The following is a 26261-nucleotide window of genomic DNA, read 5'->3' as shown; positions in this document are numbered from 1 at the left end:
GTTTTTGTTATTTTATAAGAAATATAAGTGAAACTGCTGCTTTAGTAGGTCCGAAATAGTTGCGATTTTCTGTTCCGGTCTTTTCACCACAAGTCTCGCATCGGAACTTGTCATAATGTAGTCTGACATACCCTATACCTATATTTGCTTCGAGACTCCAACGATTGCCTAAAAGAAAATGGTAGCCGTACGAAATGCCTCCGCCTATTCCCCATCCTTCATAGCGATAGTGACCGGAATCATCTCCAAATAGAAGCGGCAAATGATGACCGGCTATGTTGTACTGTCCGCCTAGTATATGTATTCCCCAAAAATGTCCGCTGAATCTTTCACACGTCCAATAACGATATTCTACCGAGCCAAGCCAATGCACCAGTTTCTTGTTTGAGGATGAATGAACGGATGTAAACCAGTTGAAGCCAGCACCCAGATCTACTGTACCTCGCGGTGAAATCCCGAATTCGGTTTCCAGATTAGGTGAACTGGCGTATGTACCGTAGAGTAGGTTTGTTTTTACCGCTATCTTTTGAGCCGCACATTGTGAAATGCTTCCCCAAAATATAAAAAAAAGAATTGCTATGTCATGTATCTTCATTAAAATGCGTATATTTATTGCTTATTCGCTTATGTTTATTTAAATATTATATGCTGCAAATTTACAAAAGAAATATATATTAAAATAAAACGTTCTGAAATTGCACACAGATTCCGAAATTTCACTCAAAATAGCCACATAATCATCTAAGAAGCGAGTTTTAACACTCTCAAAAAAGGTTTATCCGGTAAACATTGTTAAATTATTATCCATTCTATTCAATTAACTTTCATGACATACCGGTTGTTTATACACGCGTAAAATAAACGATGTATAAAAATGATTATTTATATTTACACGTATTGTTTAATGCTTCAATCATCCATCTTGAAATATCGGAATATTACAACTAGTTTTGTTCCCGGATTTTAAGGAGTCATCCGTTTCTTTAAAAGGAACAAGGCGTTCCTCGGTGAGAAACAGGGCGTTCCTTTAAAAGGAACGGTTCCTTGGTTTTAAACCAAAAAACAGTATCTATAATACACTGTATATCAATTTATTATAAAAAGAAGAATTCCGTCCCGATAACCATGGGAATATTCTCAATAAACCAAACGGAATTCACAGTCCAAAGGGCTGTATATACATACTTTTTTATTACAAACTTTAAAAATTTTCCCATGGTTACAGTTACAATTAATATCAAGCCATATTTGGCTGGACATATGTATGTCCGATATCGACAAAGTTTAGAACCCGATCCAGAGAACCAGTCTCATTCCTCCTCTCCTTCTTCTTCTTCCAAACGACTTATCCCTATCCATCTCTCCCACATTACTCCAGTTTATCACTTCCTTCATCAACTATCTGTCCCTCATCCGCAAAATACTTCATGGAAAGAAATTGGGAATATTTGCTTTGTACTGCCCAAACCGCGTAATGGGAAGAATCCGGGAGTCTATAACTATATCGGAAACGATAGTGCATTGATTATAGAAAAGGAAATAGAAACGGAGATGAAAGCGGAATTATACTCCTTTCTATTGGATAATAAGTTCAATAAAGGAGTGATGTTTAAAAAGTCAATAGAACAATTCGTAGAGCACTACGAAATGGTAGGACTGGTACAGGAAGAAACGCTGATGAGGGCATTTCAAAGATGGAGGAAGTTGGTGAAAGAAGAAAAAGCTATAAAGCTATAATGAAAGTATATTGATTTTGATTTAATCCATAATGAAACGTGATATACTATACTAATTAATTGGAAGAAAGAAGGAACTTTTCTATCTTTGCTAATATTAATCTTTTTCGCTAATTGATTAAGATAAGAAAGGAGAAAATAATATGACCCTCAAAGAAAAACAATTAGAGTTTATTATCTATTGTATAGAGAATACAGCCGAACGGTTAGGACGCTATAGTGCGGATGTATATAATAAACTAAAAGAATTAGGTGCTATAGACGGCTATATAAATGCTTTTTATGATACTTTGCATACCCAAGGCAAAGCCTACATAGTAGATTCTTTATTAGAATATATCTATCATCGTGATCCACAATGGTTACCGGAAGATTATCGTCCTTTTCAAGTTTCGACACAGCAAAAAGGAGATAAGTCATGTTAACTGTTTATCATGGTTCTACTTACCGTGTAGAACAACCATTAGCTGGCGTATGCCGACTGAATCTTGATTTCGGAGTGGGCTTTTATCTTACTGATTTAAAGGAACAGGCAGTTCGTTGGGCTCTTCGCACAGCTGATATTCGCCATGAAAATAGTGTGTGGCTCAATATTTATTCATTGGATATAGATGCCTGCCGCAACTCTTCTTTTAATTATTTGCACTTTACCACTTACGATGCACATTGGCTGGATTTTGTTGTAGCATGTCGACAAGGGAATGTTATATGGCAGGATTATGACATAATAGAAGGCGGTATAGCAGATGACCGTGTGATACGTACTATTGACCTTTATATGCGTGGTGATTACACTCGTGAAGAAGCGTTGTCACGTTTGATTCATCAAGAGCCTAACAATCAAATTTGTATTACGAACCAAAAAGTAATTGACGAACACTTACATTTTGTGGATGCTATACTTTTGCCTTTCCCATCTCTCTCAAAAGAAATCCCCAATGCTGATATTGTAATGCAAGGCAAATATTACAGCATTGTAGAACTTCTTGCTACCCGTCTGCATATTTCCAGTCTACAGGCACTTGATATATTTTATAATAGCGAAAGCTACCAGCGCATTGTCCACCGACTTGGAGATCTATATCTCATGAGCGATGCATATATTGTAGATGAATTGATGAGAGAGCTACAAAAAAGACAAGGTTGACATTAGCCTTGTCTTTTATCCCTATTGTTAAGCTGTTCGAGAAGTCTTCTTCCGATGAAGTAGTCAGGCCATCCGGATCGGTGACAGTACTCATATTGTGAATGGCAAAGAAGACATTAAGAAGTTAGCGAAAATTTATAATATGAGTGAACATCTACTAACTTTTTCTTGTTTTTTTCTATAAAAAAGAACTACTTTAGGTATTATACCAGTATTAATGACTACATTTGCCAATAGTTATTCTTTTATATGAGGGATATAACTTAAATTTTTTAATGAGCATGGCACATTTAATTGTAACAGATTTTGGGGCTATAAAATCCGCAAATATAGAAATAAAGAAATATAATTTCTTTATTGGACATACTTCTAGTGGAAAAAGTACTATTGCAAAACTTCTTGCAATATTTAACAATTCGATTTTTTGGACTATTAAAGAAGGAGATTTCAATAGTTTCTTAAGGTTATTGGATAAATATAATATTAATTTTGAATTTACGTCTACAACCATTATTCGTTATAGCAATGAAAAATACTATTGGGAAATAGGCTTAAATAAATTTCACAGTAACTACGAGGATGCTGATTTGATGGAAATGGCTAATACTTCAAAGTCATATGATTTTATTTTAAAATTTATAGAACGAAAAGAAAATAACTTTGCATACAAAGAATTTATCAAAAGTCTTAAAAACCTCTTAGATTTAAAAGATAGCGCAATGGTAGAGTTAATAAAACCTGCCTTAGTTGGACTCCTTTATGAAGAATGTATACCAGTATATATTCCAGCTGAAAGATTGTTGATTTCAACATTTTCTAATAGCATATTTTCTTTACTTCAAGCAGGAGCTAGTATTCCCGATTGCATAAAGGATTTTGGTAGCTTATACGAAAAAGCAAGAATTCAGTATAAAAATATTGATATAAACATTCTTGACATTAAAGTGTCATTCAATAACAATGGTGACACAGTATATCTAATGAATGAAAACAAAGAAGTAAAACTATCTCAAACTTCTAGTGGAATTCAATCAATTATTCCGTTGTGGATTGTATTTAACCAATATGTTGAAAGCAAGAAAAAACAGATATTAGTAATAGAAGAACCTGAATTAAATTTATTTCCTTCTACTCAACACTTTCTTATTGATTGGATCATGAGAAAGATGAGAAAATCAAATGGAAGTATTGTAATTACGACACATAGTCCATATGTGTTATCAGTAGTAGATAATTTAATTTTAGCACAAGAAATATTAAAGAAAAGCAATAAAAAGAAGTTGGTGCTATCTAAAATTAAAGAACTCATTCCATCAATGGCGCTAATTGATTTTGATGATGTATCATCCTACTTTTTTCATTCAGATGGAACTGTTAAAGATATAAGAGATACTGACATAAAATCTTTGGGAGCTGAATACATAGATACGGCTTCTGACAAATTAGGATATATTTTTGACGAACTATGCAATATTGAAAGAAATGAGTTGTAAATGTTTTAATAGAAGATTCGTATTCAAGAATACAGATTCTTTTGATCATAAATATGTTAATTCAAAGTGTAAATGCACTTCTCGTTTTACGATTTGTGAAAATAAAAGTAAGTTCACTATTGCATCTAAAGATATTTCCGAAGTTGATAAAATAAAAATTGATGGTTATTTTGATAGTTCATCAGAGCATAGAAAGTGTGATTACTTATTTGTATACACATCACCCCTTAGTTGTGTTTATATTTTTGTAGAACTAAAAGGAACGGATATTGCACACGCTATAACACAAATCGGCAATACTGTGAACTTATTCTACAATCAAGGATATCTAAAAGATAAAAAAGTTATAGGAGCTATTGTTAGTTCACGACATCCATCCAATGACGGTACGTATCGTAAAGCAAAACAAACCCTAGAAAAATCACTTTCATCAAAAATAAAAAGCTTTCGTATAGAAAAGAAGAATAAAGAAATGACATACGATCCTATTAATGATAAAGTTATTTGAGGGCATCGTCAATTCGAGATACAAATTGCGGATTGCTGGGACGTGCTGTAGTTCCGAAATCTACAATTTGCCCTTTTCTATTAATCAACAGATAATAGGGCATTCTATCTATTTTCCATTGTTTGCGAATTTTCTGTAAGTTATCTTTTCCAAAATAATCAGATGCATAAATACATTCAATTCCCCGGTTCTTCAATGAATACTCATTCAGACATTCTTCCCATTCTTCCTTGGGTTCACTTACACATATGGAATATATGACCAGGTCTTTGGTGGAATACTTACTCCGCAATTGTTTCAAAGGTTCCATTTCTGCCAGGCATGGTGGACACCACCTAGCCCAAAAATCGAAATAGATCACTTTTCCGTGATTCTTCTCAAGTATATTATAGACGGGTTCCATGTAAGGCATAGATGTTTTTAGCTTTGAGTTTTCGTGAAACTCACCATATAATAAATTATTGGAAACTGGTTGCGGATTTTCCAGGTAAGATTTAGTCTGATTATATATCTGCATCACTTGTGCACGCAAATGCGGCATTTTTACGATCGAATCAAACTGTGTATGCCTCGTTGTTAAAGCAAGTGTATCATTCGCATTCAAAGAGCCAACTGTCATTTTGGTATATATATACTGGTTCAGTTCATTCTCTCCTACTGCCGACATAATCTCTTCTACAGATGGATTTTTTTTATCTTTGTATGTTATCCCATAAGCTATATAGTGTTCTACCTCATCGGCAATATCATATAAACGTGCTGAAAGAATCCCTTTATTATAAAGCTTATTGATTGCAGACAGAAGTTTATGATATCGGTCCATTTCTTTTTTCGTTTTAAACTGGCATTGGTTACCATAGGATAACAAAGCGTAATAATAGTCCTGTTTCAGTAACTCTTCAGTAAATAACGTAACATCGTCCATTGGCTTATACTTCGTCAGATACTCGTTTCTCCGCTCCAAACGAAAGTCATATTCTTTCTTTAATTCAGCCTCAAAATCCTTAATATTCAAATTCGGGTTTATACTATAATTCTGTATGTAATAGTAAGCGCTTTCTGTAAATGCCAGTATTTCTTGATTCAACTTTTCTGCATCACCTGTTACTTTGGGATGAAAAAGATCTTTGAAGTCTATTTCCACATGTATGCTATCTCCCGGGTGGATATACAAATGTTCCGCATAATTGCGAATGGAAACTTCTCTTAATTTTGCATAAACCGGAAAGCGGAATGAAAATGAGCCGTCTTCTTGTATGGGGGTACGATATTGATTTTCCATTTTCCAAAAAAATGGAATGATGAGAGTTAATTCCTTTTCTTGAGGATAAAAATCCCGGTTCAACACTTTTCCTGTGATAACAGCTTCTTTAATATATTCTTTTGCTAACGAATAACTTTCTTCTGTCTGTACAGATGATTCGAATTGAGATTTTGCCCGGTCTTTTTGCCCGCATCCGGCTAATAACAAAGAGGTTATTATCAGAAAGGAATAATAGTGTTTCATCGTGCCTGAATATTAGAAAGTTTGCAAATCTAAATAAATAAGAGTTCTTGCTCCTAAATATATGAAATTAATTTTAGGGGCAAAAACTCTTGACAGACAATTCGTCTCAATTTTAAATCTTTTACAATATATACATTTAATTTGCGAGATAAACAGACAAAGCTATAACCAGCGCACAAACTTCTTAATATACCAATTCTTCACGATCTGCGTCAAAATGCAATAAGAGAGCAAAATCCCAACCAGCCAGGGGAAATAGCTCAAAGGAAGAGCTGTCAATCCGATGGAACGCCCGAAAGCAGTGAAAGGAATAAGAATACCTATTGCCATGATTAAGAAGGTCAGTCCCATCACAGGCCATGTGGCACGGCTTTGTATGAACGGTATCTTGCGGGTACGTATCATGTGGACAATCAATGTCTGTGATAACAAACCTTCCACAAACCATCCGGTCTGAAACAGTGTCTGATGTTCGGGGCTGTTGCAGCTAAATACGTACCACATAACCAGATACGTTATAATATCAAAGATAGAACTGATGGGACCTACATAAATCATAAAACGACTTAGATCGGACGCATCCCATTTACGGGGTTTCTTTAGGAACTCCGGGTCCATACGGTCAAATGGAATGGTTGTCTGTGATATGTCATACAATAAGTTCTGGATCAATAGATGTATCGGCATCATGGGCAGAAACGGCAGGAATGCACTGGCAAACATCACACTGAACATATTACCAAAATTGGAACTGGCAGTCATCTTGATATACTTATTGATATTGCCGAATGTCTTTCTTCCTTCAAGCACTCCGTCTTCCAATACCATCAAATCTTTTTCTAACAAGATAATATCTGCGCTTTCTTTGGCTATATCCACAGCAGAATCGACTGATATACCAATGTCCGACTGACGCAATGCACCTGCATCATTGATTCCATCTCCCAAGAACCCTACCGTATTGCCTTGTTCCTGCAACAGAGAGATGATTTGTGTCTTTTGTAATGGAGTCAGTTTTGAAAATAAAGTGGTATCCTTTACCGCTTCTTTCAATGCTGTTTCGTCCATATTCTCTATTTCTATCCCGGTAAGAAAATGACTGGTATCAATTCCTACCTGCCGGGCAATCGCTTTCACTACGACATCATTATCTCCCGATAGAATTTTCACTGCTACTCCATGCGCATATAATTGTTCGATGGCTTCGGCAGCAGAAGGTTTCGGAGGATCAAGAAAAGCAAGATACCCGATCAGTACCATTTCTTTTTCATCTTCGATGGCAAAATTACAATCTTTCTCGATAAAACTTTTCTGGGAAACTGCCAATACTCTCATCCCCTGCTGATTCATTTCTTCACTAATCATCTGTGCTTTGATTTTCAAGGCATCAGTCAAGGGATGAATCTGCCCGTTGAACTCGGCATAGGAACAGACATCGAGAACCTCTTCTACCGCTCCTTTGGTGATGATTTGCCGCTTTCCCTGCCTGTCTTCTATTACAACAGACATTCTTCTGCGCGTAAAGTCGAAAGGTATTTCATCCACTTTGGTATAGTCATCCTTCAGATGTTCCAGGCTCAAATCTCTTACATGGGAAAGAATCGCTTTATCCATCAGGTTCCTTAAACCGGTTTGGAAATAACTGTTGAAGTAAGCATGACGAAGAATACGTTTACTGTTGTCGTCACTGCCATCTGCATTGATATATTTTTCCAACACGATTTTATCGCAGGTCAATGTACCGGTTTTGTCAGTACAGAGTATGTCCATCGCTCCAAAATTCTGAATGGCATTGAGATTCTTTACGATTGTTTTCTTTTTGGACATGGCTATCGCTCCTTTGGAAAGGTTGGCAGTCACAATCATCGGTAACATTTCCGGAGTAAGGCCAACCGCAACGGATATGGCGAATATGAAAGCTTCAAACCAACCCCCTTTCGTAAAGCCATTTACGAAAAATACAAATGGAACCATAACCAGCATGAAGCGAATCAACAAAAAGCTAACTTTACTAATGCCTTTGTCAAAAGCTGTAGTGGCACGATGTCCGACCAGGCTCTTTGCAATAGTACCCAGATAGGTTTTGTTCCCCGTCTCAAAAACGATTCCTTTTGCCGCACCACTTATCACATTGGAACCCATATAACAAATATTGTCCAACTCGATGACGCTTCCTTTCCGAAACTGCTGTCCCTGTATCTCCGAAAACTTTTCTATCGGTTCGGACTCTCCTGTTAATGAAGCCTGGCTGATAAACAAGTCTTTAGAATCGATGATCCGAATATCAGCGGGAACCATGTCCCCAGCTGCCAAATACACGATATCCCCCGGGACGAGTTCCGTAATCTCGATCTCTTCTTCATGCTCTCCCGCACGTTTGGCGAGACATGTGTTTTTTACCATTTTCATTAAAGAATCCGTAGCCTCACTTGCTCGCCATTCCTGCCAAAAACGCAGGATAGCACTGAACAGCACCATGGATGAGATGATAATGACTCCCGTCCATTCCTGCTCTCCAGGATCGGCCATCAATACATCCAAAAATAAGGATATTATGGCGAGCCCGGTCAGAACGCCAATGAAAGGATTGATAAACGTTTTGATAAACAGGATAAACGGATTCTTTTTCTGTTCATGTACCACTTCGTTTCTTCCATAAATGGATTGTCGCTCCTGCACTTCTCCCTGTGTTAATCCAAGCTTGGTTGTCTGCAAGTATGAATAGATTGATTTACCGGGTTGTGTGGCAACCAAAAATACTTTCTCTGAATTGAATGTGTACTGTAGTGAACGCAGTTTTTTCTTCCATACCATAATCTCTATTTTTTTTAGTTACTAACTGCATTTATTAATTCGATGCAAAAGTAAGGAGGACTTCACCGGGAAGCTGTTAGAGAATGATTAGAGTGGTATTAGAAAACGATTAGAGTTTCTTAGATATGCGGGAGCTTCACCACAAAGGTAGTGCCCTCATCCTTATGGGAAGATACGGTAAGTTCGCCTTTGTGAAGGTGGATGATCTTTTGTGTCAAGGCCATACCTATACCATTTCCGGGAGCAATATTCTTGTTTTCTCCGCGATAAAACAGTGTAAACAGGTTTTCTTTATCCGTATCAGACATGCCTACACCGGTATCTGACAGGCGGATAATTGCCCATTGGTCCCAATAGGCTATCAAGACTGACGAAGTTCGGTTGGAAGAATATTTGCAGTTATTCTCTACCAAATTCACAAAAGCGGTGGTCAGTAAATAACTGTTTCCAATTACTGTCAGCACATTATCTTCTTCAGCTTCTTGCTCAAATACTAATTCGATGTGATAATCCGGATGGGCTTTTAATACCAGCTCTCTGGCGTCCAGCAACAGCTCGTCTAAACGAACCTCTTCCATTGTGATCTGTTCCGATTGATAGTCGACTTTTGCCAAGTTCAACAATCCGTCGATCAGGTTTACAATCCTATGAGAATCCTGCAATGCATTGCCGATAGCCATCTGATATTGTTCGGAACTCCGTTCTTTCAATAAAGCTAAATCCAGTTCAGCTGTAAGGGCTGCCATAGGAGTACGTAATTCATGAGATACATTACTGACGAACATCTTTTGTGAATTGAAAGACTTTTCCAGGCGCTCCAACAATGCATTGAATGTCGTACTCAATTCTCCCAGTTCATCCTGTTCATTTTTTACAGGCAATCTTTTATCAATATGCGATGCTGTGATTTTTTCCGCTTCTTTCACTATATTACGTATCGGTTTTAAAGTGCTTCGTGAAAGGATATATCCCACAACTACCAATACGCTCAATCCACCGATAAATAGGAGAATGAGCATGTTTCTTAGCGCATCCCGGTTGGCGTATCCATAACCGTCGTAGGCTGCGGCAGTAACCACATAGTCTTTGCCCTCAAACGAATACACCAGTCCTATAGCCTGATATTCATCTACATAGAAATTGATGTTCTTCCGCTGTAAAATACGCTTTATCATCTCCGGTGTTTCTTTGACAATATCGTTTTGCAAAGCATCATGATATAATATTTTAAAATCTGTTGTATAGACGGCAACCTCTACTTCATCAATAAACTTCTGATTATTCAGGTATATGGACTGCATGGTTTTGGCATCTACTTGATTTTTAAGGAATAAATGCGCTTTGGTTATAGCTTCACTTTGAAGATTACGAAAGAAAGCATTACTACGCGAGTGTTCACTTACATAGTAGACAGCCATCACAAAAACAAAGAATACCGCAGCTGTAAGCCCTGCATATTGTAGAGTCAACGTTGTCCTGATCTTCATAATTTATCAGTCAGTATGAAACCCATTCCAGCTTTGGTATGAATAAGTTTCGGTTCAAAATCCCGGTCTATCTTTTTGCGAAGATAGTTGATATATACATCTATGAAATTCGTTCCTGTATCAAAATGGGTGTTCCATACTTTCTCTGCTATTTCAACCCTGCTCAATACTCTTTCGGCATTTTCTACCATATATAACAACAGGTTGTATTCTTTAGGAGAAAGTTTAATGGATATACCATTCCGTTCTACATCTTTTCGTTGAAGATCAATACGCAAATCTGCATAGACAAGTTCCTGCGGTAATTCCTGAGCATTACCCGCCACACGTTTCAATAGCACTTTGATTCTGGCATTTAACTCTCTGAAATCAAAAGGTTTCACCATGTAATCGTCTGCACCGGCATCGAAGCCGTCCAGTTTATCATTCGTCGATCCTAATGCCGTCAACATCAATATAGGAATATTGGGATTGGTTTTGCGAATTTCTTTCGCCAGTTCAAATCCGTCCATCTTAGGCAGAACAATGTCGGATATAACCAGATCGAATGTATGCGTCTGAAAAAGCCGTAAGCCCATCAGTCCGTCATAAGCCACCATTGTCTGATAGCCATTTTCCTCCAGTCCGTTCATCAGCAAACTTGCAACCCGGGGTTCATCTTCTATAATTAGTATTGTGTACATAGGAAAGAATTCATTAATCTGAATGTATAAAACGAAACAAAAATAATGATTATTCCCCACTTATAGCCTTTTTCCTTGAAAAATCGGTGAGAAGGCCAAATAAAAAAGGTACCCAACGCAATGTGGATACCTTTATATGATTCATTTACATAAACCGGAAAATGACTCGTCCGGTTTGTGGACCATTTACCCATTTCGGTTGTGAAGAGGGACCACACAAATCGGTGGAGTTTACTTTATTACGTACCGGAGGAATCACGTTCAGGACAGAGATTCCGCTTTCGGGAAGAGTATAAAGCAAACGGTCGCGGCCATCACGAGGCTGATATACTCCTATATACGTGTCGGGAGTTTCGTTTGTCAGACTGATAGTGCCTTCTTTCGTTTGGATATTCATCCAGGAAACATCACCAAAGTATCCTTTAAATTCGGGATATGTGAAGGTCTCACCCGGAATAGGATCGTTATAGTCGTTTTCCCATACATCGTATTGCGTTCCGTGAATACGGTTTTGCCATACACGGTAAGGTCCGGCACCCAGCCAGCGTTTGCTGATTACCTGATCTTCAGGATAGTCGAAACGAATACCCATCAAGTCTACGACACCGGAGAAATTGTAGGTGTAATCCAAAGCCAAATCCCCACTCGGGTTGATTGTCCATTGGGCTTTATCCAGATTGCCCAGTTTATAATTGGCGGTAACAACCAGATCACCTCCATCTTGTTTTACGTCCAGTTTCGTAAATACGGCAGCATCAGGGAATTCGCTATATGTACGGTCTTTTTCTTTTGCTTTCTCATCATCATGGTTATAGAACTGATCCAATGAGCGGTCTGCACGACGGGCTCCGATGAAACGGGGGCCATTGGCGAAACTAATCTTACGGTTATCTACAGATACTCCTTTCAGTTGTCCGTCTTTCTTTGAGAAGATAAACGTACGCTTATTCGCTTTCACAGTAAGCTCATTTTCTGTCTCTGTATAAGCAGGACGACTGGACAAGGGAGAAAGCTGTTCTGTCTGCTGATTCAGTTGGTTGATCGGGAAAGTCCAGCGCCAAAGTTCATGGCCGTATGGATCGATTGCTGTCAGGAAGAGGGCGTCTGCATTGGGGAGGATATTTGTTTTTATATCCAAAATGCCTGCCGAGTGAGCAACCACGTCACTGCCTTGCACTTCACCCTCTTTCAACACTTGAATAGCAGCATTGGAAGCATCTGTTGCCAGCGGGAATTTTACTTGCTTCCAAAGGAAACGGCAAGTATTCAGATTCAGATAATCGTAACGGTTTTCTACGGAGAATTTGCCATCAAATTGCTTGTCGATAGAAGTATTCATGATTTGTACCGGACTCCATAACTGCTTGATAGTGTAGTAGCTACCTTCCTTTTCGTGATGTGGTCCTACAATACCGTCTGCTCCAAAGTTTCCCTGGTTATCAATGAATCCGTCCATATCTACACGCTTCACACCTTCGTCTGCCAATACCCAAAGGAATCCACCGATACAACGAGGATGCTTGCGCATCATTTCCCAATAATCATATAATCCGGCACCATGGCCGCCATCGTATAAACCATGCAAGAATTCCGTAGGCATAAAGATTTCCGGTAAGCGCATGTAGTTCTGGCTTTCTCCGTAAGAGCGGTAATGCATGGTTTCAAAACCGGAGAAATTGCCTTGCGGGTGAATAACCGGACGTTTCTGTGGATCGTATTTATGAAACTCTCCATCCAGTTCGGTATTCCATCCTTTTTCGTTACCATTACTCCACCAAATAATAGACGGATGATTCACGTCACGTTCTATCATGCCTTCAATCAGACGTACTCCGGTGGGGGTATCATACTTGCCATGCCAGCCTCCCAATTCATCCATCACATAAAGTCCGAGAGAATCACAGGCTTCCAAAAATTCCGGGTCAGCCGGATAGTGGCTCAAACGAACAGAATTCATATTCATGCCTTTCATCAAGAGAACGTCTTCGATATTCTTCTCTTTACTCAACGTACGACCACTTTCAGGACGGAAACTATGGCGATTGACACCACGCACATTGATACGTACTCCGTTTATATAAAGTCCGTCGCTTTCGCGTACTTCAATCGTGCGGAAACCAAAATTTTCTGTTTCACTATGCAAAACCTTACCGGTCTTATCCAATAGAGAGAATTGCGCTTGATAAAGATTCGGAGTTTCCGCTGTCCATAATGCGGGGTTAGATACATTCAGTTGCAGGGAAGTCCAGTCGCCTCCTGCTTTTACGGGTACGGTGGTTTCCGTTATCTTTTTCCCTTTTTTATCTAAAATCTGTGCGCGGATGCTCATTCCGTCATTAGAGATATTTGTGTAGCAGTTGGCACGGAAAGTTCCATTCATCTTTGCGTCAATGGCAATGTGCCGCAGGTTTACGGCTGGTTTCACCTCCAGGAACACCGGACGGAAGATACCGCCAAAATTCCAATAATCAGCACGACGTTCGGCAAGGTTCACACTGGCATTTTCACTCTCTTTGGCAACAGTGACTTCCAGTAAATTCTTTTTGCCATATTTCAGGAAATCCGTGACGTTGTATGAAAAACGATAGAAGGCTCCCTGATGTTTGGAACCAACTTTGCGTCCGTTTACTTTTACTTCCGTATCTGTCATTGAAGCTTCGAATACAAGATTGACCTGTTTGCCGCGAAACTTTTCCGGAACTTCAAATTCGTACTTATACATACCTTTTTCATCGGCAACGCCTTCAGGAAATGGCTTTCCATAGAAAGTGATTCCATACTGATAAGTGCCGAAGCCTTGCAATTCCCAGCAGGAAGGTACGCCGATTTTCGTCCATTTGCCGGAATTGCGTCCGTCGGTACAAAAGAAGTCCCATTCAACCATATCGTCGCATCCGTGACCGGAGAGATATTGCCTTTCCGTTTGTGGAAGGTTTTGAGCAGCCAGGGTAGTTGCCAACGCCAAGGTTGATAATAAAGTGGTTACTTTTTTCATTGTTACTTTTATAATTGTGTTAGTTATTTATTGCTATCATTGTTTACTACTGATGCGGAGATGCAACGTATGTTCTTTTTTCTCTATGGCATATTTCTTCAATACACCCGGTCCGCAACTACTGTTCCCTAATCCAAGTACGGCAGTATCCATACTAAGAATAACTTCCGCACGTGGTTTTAAATCGCAATCGTGAGTTTCTTCATAGATGTCTTGTACGGTGTAATGCAGGGCAGATGCAGAAAATGCGTTTTCTACCGCGTCAACACGAATACCTTTATTCTGTTTGTCGGTCAAGGTAAGATAATGCACTTCCTCTTTGTTTCCACTGTCCTGCGGACGTGGATAATGTACGTATTGGTCTGCAACGCTTCCTTTCCAAAGCCCTATCATAGCAGATGTTTTGCGGTCAGGATAGTTATCCTGCGGTCCTCTGCCATACCAGGTAAATGTATCATAAGCAGGCGCCAGACAGAATGCGATACCTAAACGGGGAATTTCAGGAAGAACTCCTTGTGGCAAGAAAGTTGTTTTCAGATCAATCGTTCCATCTGAAAAGACCGTATAGACAGAAGTAGTCACCACTTTTCCTTCTTTATATAAATTACTAGTTTGAATCCGGACAATGGCCGCCCCGTCTGCACGTTTTTCATGGTGGAAAGATTCCAGATTTATCTGCGGATGATCCATTCCATGCAATTTCCAGTCTTTAGCCAACCAGTTTCCGAAGCTCTTGTCATTATCTGTCGGAGCACGGAAAACTAGAGTGACAGGCTGAACCGGAAAATCATCGGAGTGAGCCAGCATTTCTTTGTTCTTATATATAAGGGAGGTCATACTTCCGTTCACTTTCTTTTCCCACTGAACAGAAAAACCACGTCCGCTAATCAATAAAGATTTATCATCCTCTTCCACTTGAAGCGTTCCTTTATTAATTAAATCAGCAGAAGCTAAATCTCCTTTTTGCAAACAGAATTGTTCCCAGGCCACTTCATGTCCTGCCTTTGCCCAAAGAGCATCCGATTTCAAAACAATGCTTACTTTCAGTTGGCAATCGGAAAGAGGATTCAATGAACGGAAAGTCGGCAAATCTATTGTTCCACTTTCTCCTGGAGCTATTTCCGGCAATGTAATTTCTCCTTGTTCTTTCTGTTTTCCATCCACAGACAATGTCCATAAGCAGCGATAAGATGATAAATCGATATGATGGTTCCGGTTCGTCACTTTCAGCTTCCCATTTTCCATTTTCAGTTCAACTGGTGCATATACCTTCTTTACCTCCCAATATTTAGGCGTAGTTTCACGGTCACTCATCAGCAATCCATTAAAGCAGAAAGCTTTTAAATTCGGCTTATCGCCAAAGTCACCACCATAAGCCACCATGGTACGACCGTCGGGTAAAGTCTTGTAGATTCCCTGATCTACCCAATCCCATATAAAACCACCCAGCATACGGGGATTACTATATATCTCATCCCAATATTCCTTGAAATTTCCTAATGCATTCCCCATGGAATGTGCATATTCACTCGTCATCACCGGACGGTCGTCATTGGTACGCTCCGCAATCTCCAGCAACCGTTCCCAACGTGCATTTTCAGCGCGTTCTTTATCCTCTCCTTCTGCAATACCGGGATTTAAATATTCTTGTTTCACCCGGGTATAAAAGCGGCTGATAACATCGACCGTCTTCGGGTCAGGATTTCCGTCCACTCCCTGCGCCCCCTCATAGTGTACAGGACGAGTGGGATCGAAATCATGCAGCCATGCCGAAATAGCAGCGAAGTTCGGTCCGTAACCGCTTTCGTTTCCCATGCTCCACATTACAATACATGGATAATTCTTATCACGTTCCGCCATACGGACCGCACGGTCCATAAATGCTGCATGCCAGTCGGGGGTACTTGCGAGCGTGCCACGCAATCCGTGTTCTTCTATATCCGCTTCGTCCATCACGTACAATCCCAAGCTGTCGCATAGCTCGTACCAACGACTGACATTGGGGTAATGGCTGGTGCGTACGGCATTTATATTCGCCTGCTTCATTAAAAGAATATCCTGCAACATTCGTTCCTCGCTCATGACACGTGCCGTCCGTGGATCATGTTCGTGACGGTTCACTCCACGAAAACGAACCGGATTACCATTCACTAACAGTTGTCCTTTTTTGATTTCTACAGAGCGGAAGCCCACGGCCTGTTCTATCTGTTCTACGACTCTTCTTTCTTCATTTTGGAGAGTTAAGTGTAATTTATAGAGATAGGGCGTTTCTGCCGTCCATCTTTCCGGTGATTTTATAATAGCTGACAAACGTCCCATCTTACGCGGGCCACGCTGCGGATACCATTCATTCATCCGGCTTGCTTTATGCTCCAAATCAAGCATATCTTCCACATCGCCTTTCAATGTGGCAACTTCTTTGCCTGAAGCATCCTTCAGTACTCCCTGTAAAATATACCCTTTTCCGGTCATCCCTCGATATACACTAAATTGCGGATCAATCTGCAAAATAAAGTCTTTATAATTACCAGCAGATGCGGGAAGAGTACGTACCGCATAATCACGGACATGAATATCCGGCGTATGTATCAGATGAATACTACGATGAATACCACCAAAACGCCAGAAATCCTGATCTTCCAGATAAGAACCGTCACTATATCGGTAGACTTCCAGTGAAATCTGATTTTCTCCGGATTTCAGATACTTCGTGACATTAAATTCGCTCGGTTCCATACTGCCTTGGCTATACCCTACCCGCTCACCGTTGATCCAAACATAAAAGGCGCTCATTACGCCCTCAAACCGTAGAAAAGTCTGTCCATTCACTTTCCATCCGGTCGGCAATACAAAAGTGCGGCGATATTGCCCTACCGGGTTTCTTTCTTTATACGTGGTATAGTCAGTTCTCGGTTCTCCCATCACCCGTGGAGGATCTATTTTAAACGGATAGCCTGCTGAAACATAGATAGGCGTGCCATATCCGTTCACTTCCCAGTTGGCGGGAACAGGAAAATCCGTCCAATCTTTATCATCAAAATTTATCTGATAAAAGTTCACGACTCTTTCATTGGGAACGGGAGTCCAACGGAATTTCCAGGTTCCGTCTAAAGAGATTGAGCCGTCTCCTTTCTGTACAGAGAAAGGGGTAAAAGTAGCTCTTGCCGGTTCACGGTTGATCTGGAGAACATGATGATTCTCCCAATCATGCATTGTTTGTGCCTGTGTAGGACTTACAAACAATGCGCCAAGCAGTAAAGTATATATTTTCATTCGTTCTTTTTTCTTCATATCAAGTAGACGAACGAAAGGGCATTTTGTACCCCTTTCTTTTACAGAAATATTAAAGAACAATAAAAGGAGTAACACTCTATAAAGAAAAGCTTTACCTTGTGGCGTATAATTACTTCTAATATTATGATGATGAAAAAACTACTATTTAGCAGCCTCTTTTTATTAGGCAGTCTCGTTTCACAAGCACAACACGAGTATACGATTGAAGGTAAAGTGGAAGGTGTAAAGGATGGAACTCTTGTTTCTCTTTTTCTACTTGACGGAAATGTAGGAAGTACAGTAGCCATGGATACCATACAAAACGGTACTTTCTTCTTCAAACGAAATGCCGGAGAAGATGGTTTAGACAAATTATCTCTAATGTGTACCCGTAATGATGATTTTCCTTCCATGTCGCTGGAGATTTATGCAACTCCTAATGCAAGAATCAAAGTAACCGGAACGAATACCTTGATACATACGTGGACAGTAGACAGCCCTGTAAAGGAACAAATAGAATATAATAGGTTTATTGAAGATTCACACGATTTATGGGATGAGTATCAACGTTTGTCTATCAAAGCAAGAAGTCTGCGTTCTGCCCCGGAAGCCGAACGGAAGGCTCTACGTGCGAAAGAAGACAGTATTTCAGCTTTAATCAGCAAACGTGAAATGAAACTGATGCAGGAACTTCCTGTATCAAACATTTGGATGGACAGGCTATATAAATTGAGCATGTCGGTGAAGTACAATCCAAATTTCTCTTATAAAGATGAAACACTGGCTTTGTATAATAGAATGAATGAAGCACAAAAAACTTCTATAACAGGACAGGAAATTACAGTTAATCTTTTCCCACCTACAGTTGTGAAAGAGGGAGATAAAATGGCAGATACCGAACTTTTCGATTTGGATGGAAAGATTCATCATCTGACTGATTTCAATGGAAAATATATATTGCTTGATTTCTGGAGTAGCGGTTGCGGTCCTTGCATTATGGCTTTACCAGAGATGAAAGAGATTCAAGAACAATATAAAGAGCGTCTTACTATCATTAGTCTAAGCTCCGATACGAAAAGCAGGTGGAAGGCAGCTTCGGCAAAACATGAAATGACCTGGCAGAATTTAAGTGACTTAAAACAAACAGCCGGATTATACGCTAAATATGGAGTTCGAGGTATTCCCAACTATGTCCTTATCTCTCCCGAAGGCAAAATCATGAAAATGTGGTCGGGTTATGGCAAAGGTAGTTTGAAACTAAAAATGCGCAGGTATCTGGATGCTGTCAAACATGAAATGAGTATTACATGGCAAGGAAATACAAAAGTCGTTAACTATCCGGTGTCGGAATCAACCAATACCGATATTCTTGAAGTCAAGCAAGTGGTACTGACAGACACCGCTACCATCGTACATTTCAACGCTTATTATATTCCCAAATACTGGATACGAGTCAGCCCGAATTGTAGATTGGTAGATGAGAAAGGTGAAACGTATACCTTAAAGAAAGCAGATGGGATTAAACCCGGTGAGCACTTTTATTTGCCTGAAAGCGGCGAAGCAGAATTTTCACTCACATTCGAACCGTTGTCTTCTTCTGTGCAATCATTCAATTTCACTGAAGGAACAGAAAAAAATGACTGGCAAATAAACGGAGTGAGGCTTAATAAATGAGTATCGAATCTTAAAAAAGGAATATCGTATTAACATTCAATGTGTTGCAAATTAAAATAGCTATATAAACAGGTACAAAAGGTTTGTTGAAATAATGTTTTCTTCAGTAAAATGGCTTTCTTTGTTATGAATTTAATTATTATCTTGTACATTGAACGAAAAATAACAAAATATGGAAGCGAACGGACAAACACTCTACAATGATGATTTGCTGAATATCCTACCTGACGGAGTTATCATATTGGATATAAATAGAGAAGTCATACAACTGAATCAGCAAGCTTTTACGGAACTTCATGTACATTCGTCAGTCAATGCGATGATGCCTCTTCCGACCAACAAGATATTCAAGCTGTTAAATAAGAAAGAAGATATACTCTCGACCATTTTGGAAGAAATTCATCAGGGCAAAAAAGTATACTCACTGCCTGAACATACATTTATGCAGGAACAAGTTGACTATACACAATTCCCGATAAGAGGAGAATTTGCTACAATGGAAAATGAAGAGGGCGAAAAAATCATCTTGTTCTTTTTCCGTAATATTACAGTGGAACTGACACAAGAATATATATTAAATACAGCCTTGCAAAGAACTAGGATATACCCCTGGTATTATGATATAAGCCGGAGTGAATTTACTCTTGACGATCGTTATTTTGAACATTTAGGTATTCCAGCCGGAGAGAATAATACTTTGACAATGGAGGAATATGTGAATATGATTCATCCGGACGATCGGCAAACTATGGCTGACGCCTTTGTTGTACAACTTAGTGGTAATACAACTTTTGACAAAACAGTTCCATTCCGTTTGCGCCGGGGGGATGGTACTTGGGAATGGTTTGAAGGGCAGTCAACTTATATTGCAAACATATCCGGTCATCCCTATCGGTTAGTGGGAATCTGCTTGAGTATTCAGGAATATAAAGACATAGAAAACACCTTAATCGAGGCACGTAAAAAAGCAGAAGAAAGCGATCGTCTTAAAATGGCATTTTTAGCCAATATGAGTCATGAAATCCGTACGCCGCTGAATGCAATAGTCGGCTTTTCTGATGTTATAGGTTCTACTTATGATGAGTTAAGTGAAGAGGAACGTGCCGATTTCGTGCGACTAATCAGCATCAATAGCGAACATTTAGTACGATTGATTGACGATATACTTGATTTGTCCAAGATTGAATCAAACACTATCAAGTTTACTTATTCCAATTATTCCCTCAAATCCATAATGAAGGATATAGAGAAAGAGCAGGTCGTGAAAAATGTGCCGGAAATCGAAATAAAAGCAATCTTGCCGGATGATGATATTTACATAACTACTGACGCTACACGCTTGAAACAAGTAATATGCAATTTCATAAATAATGCCCGGAAATTTACAGAAGAAGGATATATTCATTTCGGTTTTATGGTTAATCCGGAAAATGACGATTCAGTTTGTCTGTTTGTGGAGGACACGGGGGAAGGTATTCCCCAAGAATGCCAGAAAGAAATATTCGACCGTTTCTATAAAGTCAATACTTTCAAGCAGGGTACGGGGTTGGGACTCTCTATCTGCAAAACGATTGTAGAACATCTGCAAGGGAGTATTTATGTTGTATCGGAAGTAGGAAGAGGCAGCCGTTTTACCGTTACATTACCACTCGAAAAACAGCCGGTGGAAGCTTAATGTCCTCTGTATTCCTGTGGGGTAACACCCGTATGTTGCTTAAAAAACTTATTGAAGAAAGAGATATTATTAAATCCCAAAGATAAGGCTATATTCTTCACCGGTTCATTGGTTGACTTCAGCCGGGATTTGGCATCCATCAGAATGATGGAAGCTATGACTTCTAAAGGAGTGTTTCCTGCAACTTTTTTTATTGTTGAACAGAAATGCGGCAAGCTAAGTCCTAGATGTTCGGCATAAAAAGAGGTTCCGTGATGAATAGTATAATATTTCATGACCAATTGCAAAAATTCCTGATAAATTTCGTACTTTCTTGACTGGGAAGATAAATACAAGTTATTTTGCATTTTATAAATTTCAGTGGCTCCCTGAAGGAACATGGTAAGAACCGCCTTTACTATTTCCTTGTTTGCCAATGTTTTTGGAGAAGCATACGAAAGAATTGACGATTCATAGAACATTTTATAACTGCAAGCCTGCAATGGAGATAATCTTATTATCGGATTTTCCATAATTATAGGGAGAAGATGTTCTGTAGACTTCATTAGATTTATACCCTCTATGAATTCGGATGAGAACCCGGCATAATAGATATGAATATCCGGTGAAAAATCAAGAATTTCCATAAAATATCCGGGCGGTAAGGTTATCAAATCATTTTCACCAATATTTTGAAGATTCCCATTGATTGTCGTTTGCATTATCCCTTTTACACAAAGAATGAAAAAACCGGCTTTTACCCTGCAAGGAAAGTTTTTATACCTTTTTAATAAATTTATCCCATACCCTTCTCCAACAATATAATCAGACGGCAAATCAAAATTAGGTAAATCGCTCTCCATTGTGTTATTTTGTTTTTGATTTCAAATATAGGGATTATTTGAAGTTTCTCCCTCGAATAATTAAAATCAGAACATCGAATCTTAAAAAAATAACATCTATATTTTATTTATAAGAAAGTATCAGAATATGAAAAGCAGGACACCGGAAGTATATTCAAACTTCTTAATGTCCCGCTTCTATTTTTCTGTTTATATGTGTGTGTTTCTAAAAAACTTATTGAACATCCAATGCATCGAATGCCAGACCGTCCATATTTTCTGCCGAAAGTAATACTTTGTAATGTCCGGCATTAATAAAGGTCCCGGTGGTGGTGCTCATCATCTTCCATTTATCCGGTGTTTCCGGGAAGTTCAATATGTCCTCTTTCAATACTACTCCTTTTGAATCAATGAATTTCATCAAAACAGGTATTGGCTTTCCGGTAGTATTCATATATTTAAAGCGAAGCGCGTACACTTGCGCCAACCCGGTAGAAACATTCCATTCAATACTGTTGCCTTTTCCTTTACCAAAAAACACTCCCATCTGTTTGCGATGTTCTTTCTTTTGGAATTTGCCTTTCAGTACAGCCATTTCCGCTTCGTATGATATACTGATACGAGCATTTTTATCTTCCGGAAGCAACTCTTTCGGAGTCTTTTCTATCACTTCTTTATCCGCCTTTTCCCAGCTCCAACCGGATGCAGGGAATATCTTCGGTTTCAGTTCCTGATCTGTGCTGGCAATAGCAATGCCTGAAATCAAGGCTTGTCCTGCTTTCACTTCCGGGAAATGAATTTTCAACATCCCACCTTTCACTGTGGCATATACCACTTTCTTACAAACTCCATCGTGACCGCTTTCAGCCCAAATATCCAAGTCGTCTAATACAACAGAATCATTCACGGCAACATCAAATATGCGCAGTCCTTCACAGTCGGTAGAAGCGCTTCCGCCCGTACCATGCCAAGGCTCTGTGAAATACAGTTCAATACGATATGTTCCGTCTGCCACAGGGAAACGATATTCCAGTTGGTGACGTCCGAAGCGGAAATGTTGGAATAACGTCCAGTCGCGGGTGCCATGAATCGGATCATTGGTGGTACGTTGACTGGCAAGATAAGGATTCAGATCCTTGAAATTCTCCGCCCATGAACGGGAATAATTCGTATTGTCCTGCAACCATAACTGTCCGAAACTATCTGTATAATCATCCCCTCCACAGTTGAGACGATACAGATAATTATATCCTGCCTCTCCTTTCAATATCTTTTTATCATCCTGATAAAGAAGTTCGAAGTTAGGGGCTTGCTCCAAGCCATTCAATAGGATCAGGTCTTCTGCTACCGGTTTACCTTTGTAATAGCCTACTGCACGAAGTACGTTATAACGAATATCCCGGTTTTCCCACATAAAATGAGTGCCTGTTCCGTTGTTCTTTTTACGTCCGAGGAAGGTTGCCTTTTCATTTGTCAGATCGTTGTATAGCAATACAGAATCACAATTGCTATAAGCCTCGATAGTGGCACGGTGACGTCCTTTTTCAAAGCGGTTGGCCCATGTATGTGATACCAGGTAAACCATCGGGTCTTTTGCAGCCGGAACATAGTTGGCGCGATACATATAATATACGTCCAACGGTTCTTCCCACGGAGTAACCAATCCTTTATAATTGAACGGACCTACTTTATCTATCTTGCGATACGCTTCATCCGGTTGGCGGCGTCCGGGATTGTCATGACTGCTGTATATCCATTGGAATTGTCCGCAAACACTATCTTTAGCCTGTTCTGCCAAACGGATTTTAGTTTCCATCAGCTGACACATACGGTCTTCACTCCACACTCCGTTCACCTGGAAATCTCCCGGCTCAGTATGTAGGTCGATGCTTCTCCACGCTCCATATTCCCCGTTCAATAATTGGTTCGCTTGAGAAAGCTCACGACCATATTTCGTCACATCTCCTCCATACGTCCCACTCCAATTTTGAATCACATTCCAGTCTGTACCCTCACCGCCATTGCAGGTTGTTATGACACGCATCGTCTTTGCAGTCGGATCCATCTCCCGAATAATATCACTGCACTCCTGTGCAAACTCACGAGGCAAAGTGCTTTCATTCTGCAATCCCCACATCACCACTGACGGAGAATTACGACGTTCTTTCACCCATTGACGAAGCAACTTCTTAAAATTCTCACGAAACTCCGGAGTGTCATACCACACGTGGGCGGAAAATTGTGTCCAAAACAAGATTCCCTCTTTATCCCAATACTTCTGATAATCGAGATGATGGGGCTGATGAGCATCCCGGAACGCATTGAAACCGGCTGCACGTATCTGTTTTACCCTTGCGGCAACTTGTTCATTACTGAACGCATGGCTTTGTCCGAACTGATGCTCATACTCGCATACTCCATTGATAAACACCGGCTTTCCATTCAGGTAAAAACGTCCGTCTCCATCGTTTCGTTTTACCGGCCAGCTAATGGTACGAATACCGAAGGGTGTCGAAATTTCATCCGTTGTTTTCGTATCACGCTTTATCATGCTAGCCAATTTATAGAGATATGGATTTTCCGTATTCCACAAGACAGGATTCTCAACAGGAGCCTGCTGGCGAATCACTTTCATTTCTCCCGGAGCTAAAGTAACTTTTTCAACCAAACGGAAAACTTGTTTTCCATCGGCATTGCTTAGTTTATTGACTAACTCTACCGTTTCTGTTGCTTTATTATAATTTTTTATCTCTGTTTCAACAAATACGTTAGCAGCTTTTTCGTCATTCCAAATATGTACACCAAAAGGTTCTATGCGAATCTCATCTGTTACTTCCAATACCACAGGACGGAAGATTCCTAACGGCTGGGAACCCTCACTGAATCCCCATTCCGACGAACATCCCCCGCATACCCAAGGCATATCGGCGATCATTTCAGGATGCTCGGCTTTCACTTCCAAGCGATTTACTCCCTGTTTTAATTCATCTGTGACATCCAAAGTCAATGTGGTGCGCCCTATGGGGTGGCGTCCGAAGTCCTTTCCGTTCACTGTAATGGTGGCGTATGTACCCACTCCGTCAAAACGAAGGAAATACCGTTTCCCGGATTTTACATCTGCCGTGAAATCTTTCACATACATAGCTGTTCCATGCAGGTTTCCATGTGTCAACTGACGGTATCCATAATAATCGTCCCAATTATGAGGAATATTCACCGTTTTTGCAGGCATCATAAAATTACCTTTCAAGTGAGTTGCCTCTGTAATCCAGGTTTTCCAACCCTCATTCAATGTCATGATTTGCCGGCGATTCTTACTCTCCGGAACCGGGAAACGGACAGCCGAACGTCCCATTGGCTTACTGGTAGCAATGGCAATGCCACGTTGCTCTGCGTTGTTTACTGCACAATAGAAATGATAAACCACTCCGTCATGTTTCACCACATAGCTCTTATGAGCAAACAGTTCATCGTAGTTCTTGGAGGGGATAATCAGGTCGGCTCCTTTCCAATCAGTCCAGTTCACCAAATCATAGCTGGCGGCAAATGTATTGAATGCTTTATATTTACGCGAAGGTTCAAAAGCAGAGAAGTAAAACATCACATACACATCTCCCATCTTTTGGATATGCGCATCTCCTGTAATGGTTCCATCTGCTTCGTGCGCGAAGACCGGATTTCCGGAGTAGCGTTTCCATGTTTTCATATCTTTGGAAAGCGCAATGCCGACACGTTCGCCCTTTAAATCCGTTTCCGGATGACGTCCGCCCGCGTTGTAATACATCACAAACGGAGCTCCCAATGTTTTATCTTTATCCCAATAAACAGTACTCTTATATTGAGTCAGTTTTTCCCACCATTGGGCATCTTTATCATGGATGCTCAAAATCGGTTTGTCCAGAGATTCCCATTCATGTGCCGTAGAAATATCTCCTTTCGTCCATGCCAGTCCGACATAAAGCGGGGCTTTTACAGCTTCGTAGCCCGTTCCTTCACCACCGATATAAGTCATCCAATGGCGACCTTTATAAGTCTGAAGCTCATAGCTTCCACCCCATTCCATATCCGGCAATGCAGGAAATCCGCCACGCTGATTGCAGTCCCATTTTCCATCCCGATAAGAAAGAACCCGTCCCAAAGTGCGCCATTCGAGCAAATTATCACTTTCTGCTATCCACGTTTCGTAACCACGACCATCGGTTCCACCTTTACCGTTGTAAACCACATAAGTCATCAGCCACTTGTCTCCCTGGCGAAAAACGGTAGGACAATCAATCTTATGATAATTGTCTGCCGGGGCAACTGCGAGCCCGTACTTGTATGGTGTCTTTACTTCCTCGTAAATCTGCTCCATTCGTTCTTGCGGAACTTCCCGTTGCGCATATAGAGAGAAAGTGGTGGCTATACTAAAAACTGCCAGCAATAACTTCTTCATGATACTTTTTCTA

The 26261-nt window shown here is 40.0% G+C and carries 16 protein-coding genes; 7 read left to right on the top strand and 9 right to left on the bottom strand.

The genetic code is table 11. The features are described from left to right. Positions 1 to 7 precede the first annotated feature (7 nt). On the bottom strand, positions 8 to 595 hold the full coding sequence (locus DXA54_RS15330) for a DUF3575 domain-containing protein (RefSeq protein ID WP_004296042.1): 588 nt from the start codon (positions 593 to 595) through the stop codon (positions 8 to 10). A gap of 620 nt (positions 596 to 1215) precedes the next feature. Between DXA54_RS15330 and DXA54_RS15325 the strand changes: the two genes are divergently transcribed. The 5 genes from DXA54_RS15325 to DXA54_RS15300 all read left to right on the top strand — a co-directional run bounded on the left by DXA54_RS15325 (position 1216) and on the right by DXA54_RS15300 (position 4884). Next, positions 1216 to 1737 carry a hypothetical protein gene (locus DXA54_RS15325; RefSeq protein WP_120079978.1) on the top strand — a complete coding sequence of 174 codons (522 nt, stop codon included), beginning with the start codon at positions 1216 to 1218 and terminating at the stop codon, positions 1735 to 1737. Positions 1738 to 1879: 142 nt separating this feature from the next. Beyond that, the gene (locus tag DXA54_RS15320) at positions 1880 to 2161 is read left to right on the top strand and encodes a DUF3791 domain-containing protein (protein WP_004296045.1); all 282 of its coding nucleotides are present in this window, start codon (positions 1880 to 1882) and stop codon (positions 2159 to 2161) included. Beyond that, positions 2155 to 2883 (top strand): DUF3990 domain-containing protein, encoded by a 729-nt coding sequence (locus DXA54_RS15315; RefSeq protein WP_120079946.1) that lies wholly within the window; start codon positions 2155 to 2157, stop codon positions 2881 to 2883. The genes DXA54_RS15320 and DXA54_RS15315 overlap by 7 nt, the downstream gene beginning before the upstream one ends. A 281-nt stretch (positions 2884 to 3164) precedes the next feature. Further along, positions 3165 to 4376 carry an AAA family ATPase gene (locus DXA54_RS15305; protein WP_004325967.1) on the top strand — a complete coding sequence of 404 codons (1212 nt, stop codon included), beginning with the start codon at positions 3165 to 3167 and terminating at the stop codon, positions 4374 to 4376. Beyond that, entirely contained in the window at positions 4366 to 4884 is a 519-nt protein-coding gene (locus tag DXA54_RS15300) for a hypothetical protein (protein ID WP_004325968.1), read from the top strand. The genes DXA54_RS15305 and DXA54_RS15300 overlap by 11 nt, the downstream gene beginning before the upstream one ends. On the opposite strand, the gene DXA54_RS15295 is transcribed toward DXA54_RS15300, so the two are convergent. The 6 genes from DXA54_RS15295 to DXA54_RS15270 form a co-directional block, all read right to left on the bottom strand. Next, positions 4877 to 6391 (bottom strand): TlpA family protein disulfide reductase, encoded by a 1515-nt coding sequence (locus tag DXA54_RS15295; protein WP_004312799.1) that lies wholly within the window; start codon positions 6389 to 6391, stop codon positions 4877 to 4879. The two genes, DXA54_RS15300 and DXA54_RS15295, sit on opposite strands and share 8 nt — an antisense overlap. A 162-nt stretch (positions 6392 to 6553) precedes the next feature. Then, on the bottom strand, positions 6554 to 9205 hold the full coding sequence (gene mgtA, locus DXA54_RS15290) for a magnesium-translocating P-type ATPase (protein ID WP_120079944.1): 2652 nt from the start codon (positions 9203 to 9205) through the stop codon (positions 6554 to 6556). A gap of 119 nt (positions 9206 to 9324) precedes the next feature. After that, positions 9325 to 10692, bottom strand: a complete 1368-nt coding sequence (locus DXA54_RS15285; RefSeq protein WP_120079942.1) for a sensor histidine kinase — start codon at positions 10690 to 10692, stop codon at positions 9325 to 9327. After that, on the bottom strand, positions 10689 to 11375 hold the full coding sequence (locus tag DXA54_RS15280) for a response regulator transcription factor (protein WP_120079976.1): 687 nt from the start codon (positions 11373 to 11375) through the stop codon (positions 10689 to 10691). The genes DXA54_RS15285 and DXA54_RS15280 overlap by 4 nt, the downstream gene beginning before the upstream one ends. A 145-nt stretch (positions 11376 to 11520) precedes the next feature. Beyond that, positions 11521 to 14370, bottom strand: a complete 2850-nt coding sequence (locus tag DXA54_RS15275) for a glycoside hydrolase family 2 protein (RefSeq protein ID WP_120079940.1) — start codon at positions 14368 to 14370, stop codon at positions 11521 to 11523. Positions 14371 to 14406: 36 nt separating this feature from the next. Next, positions 14407 to 17661, bottom strand: a complete 3255-nt coding sequence (locus tag DXA54_RS15270) for a glycoside hydrolase family 2 TIM barrel-domain containing protein (protein ID WP_120079938.1) — start codon at positions 17659 to 17661, stop codon at positions 14407 to 14409. A gap of 126 nt (positions 17662 to 17787) precedes the next feature. Between DXA54_RS15270 and DXA54_RS15265 the strand changes: the two genes are divergently transcribed. Next, complete coding sequence (locus tag DXA54_RS15265; protein ID WP_099147522.1) at positions 17788 to 19317, top strand: TlpA disulfide reductase family protein; 1530 nt, start codon at positions 17788 to 17790, stop codon at positions 19315 to 19317. Between the two features lie 172 nt (positions 19318 to 19489). Next, a complete protein-coding gene (locus tag DXA54_RS15260; protein ID WP_120079936.1) occupies positions 19490 to 20992 on the top strand; it encodes a PAS domain-containing sensor histidine kinase in 1503 nt (500 codons plus the stop codon). On the opposite strand, the gene DXA54_RS15255 is transcribed toward DXA54_RS15260, so the two are convergent. Further along, positions 20989 to 21834 (bottom strand): helix-turn-helix domain-containing protein, encoded by an 846-nt coding sequence (locus DXA54_RS15255; RefSeq protein ID WP_120079934.1) that lies wholly within the window; start codon positions 21832 to 21834, stop codon positions 20989 to 20991. The two genes, DXA54_RS15260 and DXA54_RS15255, sit on opposite strands and share 4 nt — an antisense overlap. A 214-nt stretch (positions 21835 to 22048) precedes the next feature. Beyond that, the gene (locus tag DXA54_RS15250; RefSeq protein WP_120079931.1) at positions 22049 to 26248 is read right to left on the bottom strand and encodes a malectin domain-containing carbohydrate-binding protein; all 4200 of its coding nucleotides are present in this window, start codon (positions 26246 to 26248) and stop codon (positions 22049 to 22051) included. Positions 26249 to 26261: the final 13 nt, after the last annotated feature.

This window comes from Bacteroides sp. OF03-11BH, from assembly GCF_003604005.1.
Lineage (GTDB): Bacteria > Bacteroidota > Bacteroidia > Bacteroidales > Bacteroidaceae > Bacteroides > Bacteroides ovatus.
The sequence above is the reverse complement of the archived record's forward strand: the minus strand, read 5'-3'. Positions and strand labels throughout refer to the sequence as shown.

Coding starts and splice junctions, on each gene's coding strand:
- DXA54_RS15280 (WP_120079976.1), bottom strand. CDS start 11,375: ATGTACACAATACTAATTATAGAAGATGAACCCCGGGTTGCAAGTTTG.
- DXA54_RS15295 (WP_004312799.1), bottom strand. CDS start 6,391: ATGAAACACTATTATTCCTTTCTGATAATAACCTCTTTGTTATTAGCC.
- DXA54_RS15300 (WP_004325968.1), top strand. CDS start 4,366: ATGAGTTGTAAATGTTTTAATAGAAGATTCGTATTCAAGAATACAGAT.
- DXA54_RS15325 (WP_120079978.1), top strand. CDS start 1,216: ATGGTTACAGTTACAATTAATATCAAGCCATATTTGGCTGGACATATG.
- DXA54_RS15255 (WP_120079934.1), bottom strand. CDS start 21,834: ATGGAGAGCGATTTACCTAATTTTGATTTGCCGTCTGATTATATTGTT.
- DXA54_RS15265 (WP_099147522.1), top strand. CDS start 17,788: ATGATGATGAAAAAACTACTATTTAGCAGCCTCTTTTTATTAGGCAGT.
- DXA54_RS15285 (WP_120079942.1), bottom strand. CDS start 10,692: ATGAAGATCAGGACAACGTTGACTCTACAATATGCAGGGCTTACAGCT.
- mgtA (WP_120079944.1), bottom strand. CDS start 9,205: ATGGTATGGAAGAAAAAACTGCGTTCACTACAGTACACATTCAATTCA.
- DXA54_RS15250 (WP_120079931.1), bottom strand. CDS start 26,248: ATGAAGAAGTTATTGCTGGCAGTTTTTAGTATAGCCACCACTTTCTCT.
- DXA54_RS15270 (WP_120079938.1), bottom strand. CDS start 17,661: ATGAAGAAAAAAGAACGAATGAAAATATATACTTTACTGCTTGGCGCA.
- DXA54_RS15260 (WP_120079936.1), top strand. CDS start 19,490: ATGGAAGCGAACGGACAAACACTCTACAATGATGATTTGCTGAATATC.
- DXA54_RS15320 (WP_004296045.1), top strand. CDS start 1,880: ATGACCCTCAAAGAAAAACAATTAGAGTTTATTATCTATTGTATAGAG.
- DXA54_RS15275 (WP_120079940.1), bottom strand. CDS start 14,370: ATGAAAAAAGTAACCACTTTATTATCAACCTTGGCGTTGGCAACTACC.
- DXA54_RS15330 (WP_004296042.1), bottom strand. CDS start 595: ATGAAGATACATGACATAGCAATTCTTTTTTTTATATTTTGGGGAAGC.
- DXA54_RS15315 (WP_120079946.1), top strand. CDS start 2,155: ATGTTAACTGTTTATCATGGTTCTACTTACCGTGTAGAACAACCATTA.
- DXA54_RS15305 (WP_004325967.1), top strand. CDS start 3,165: ATGGCACATTTAATTGTAACAGATTTTGGGGCTATAAAATCCGCAAAT.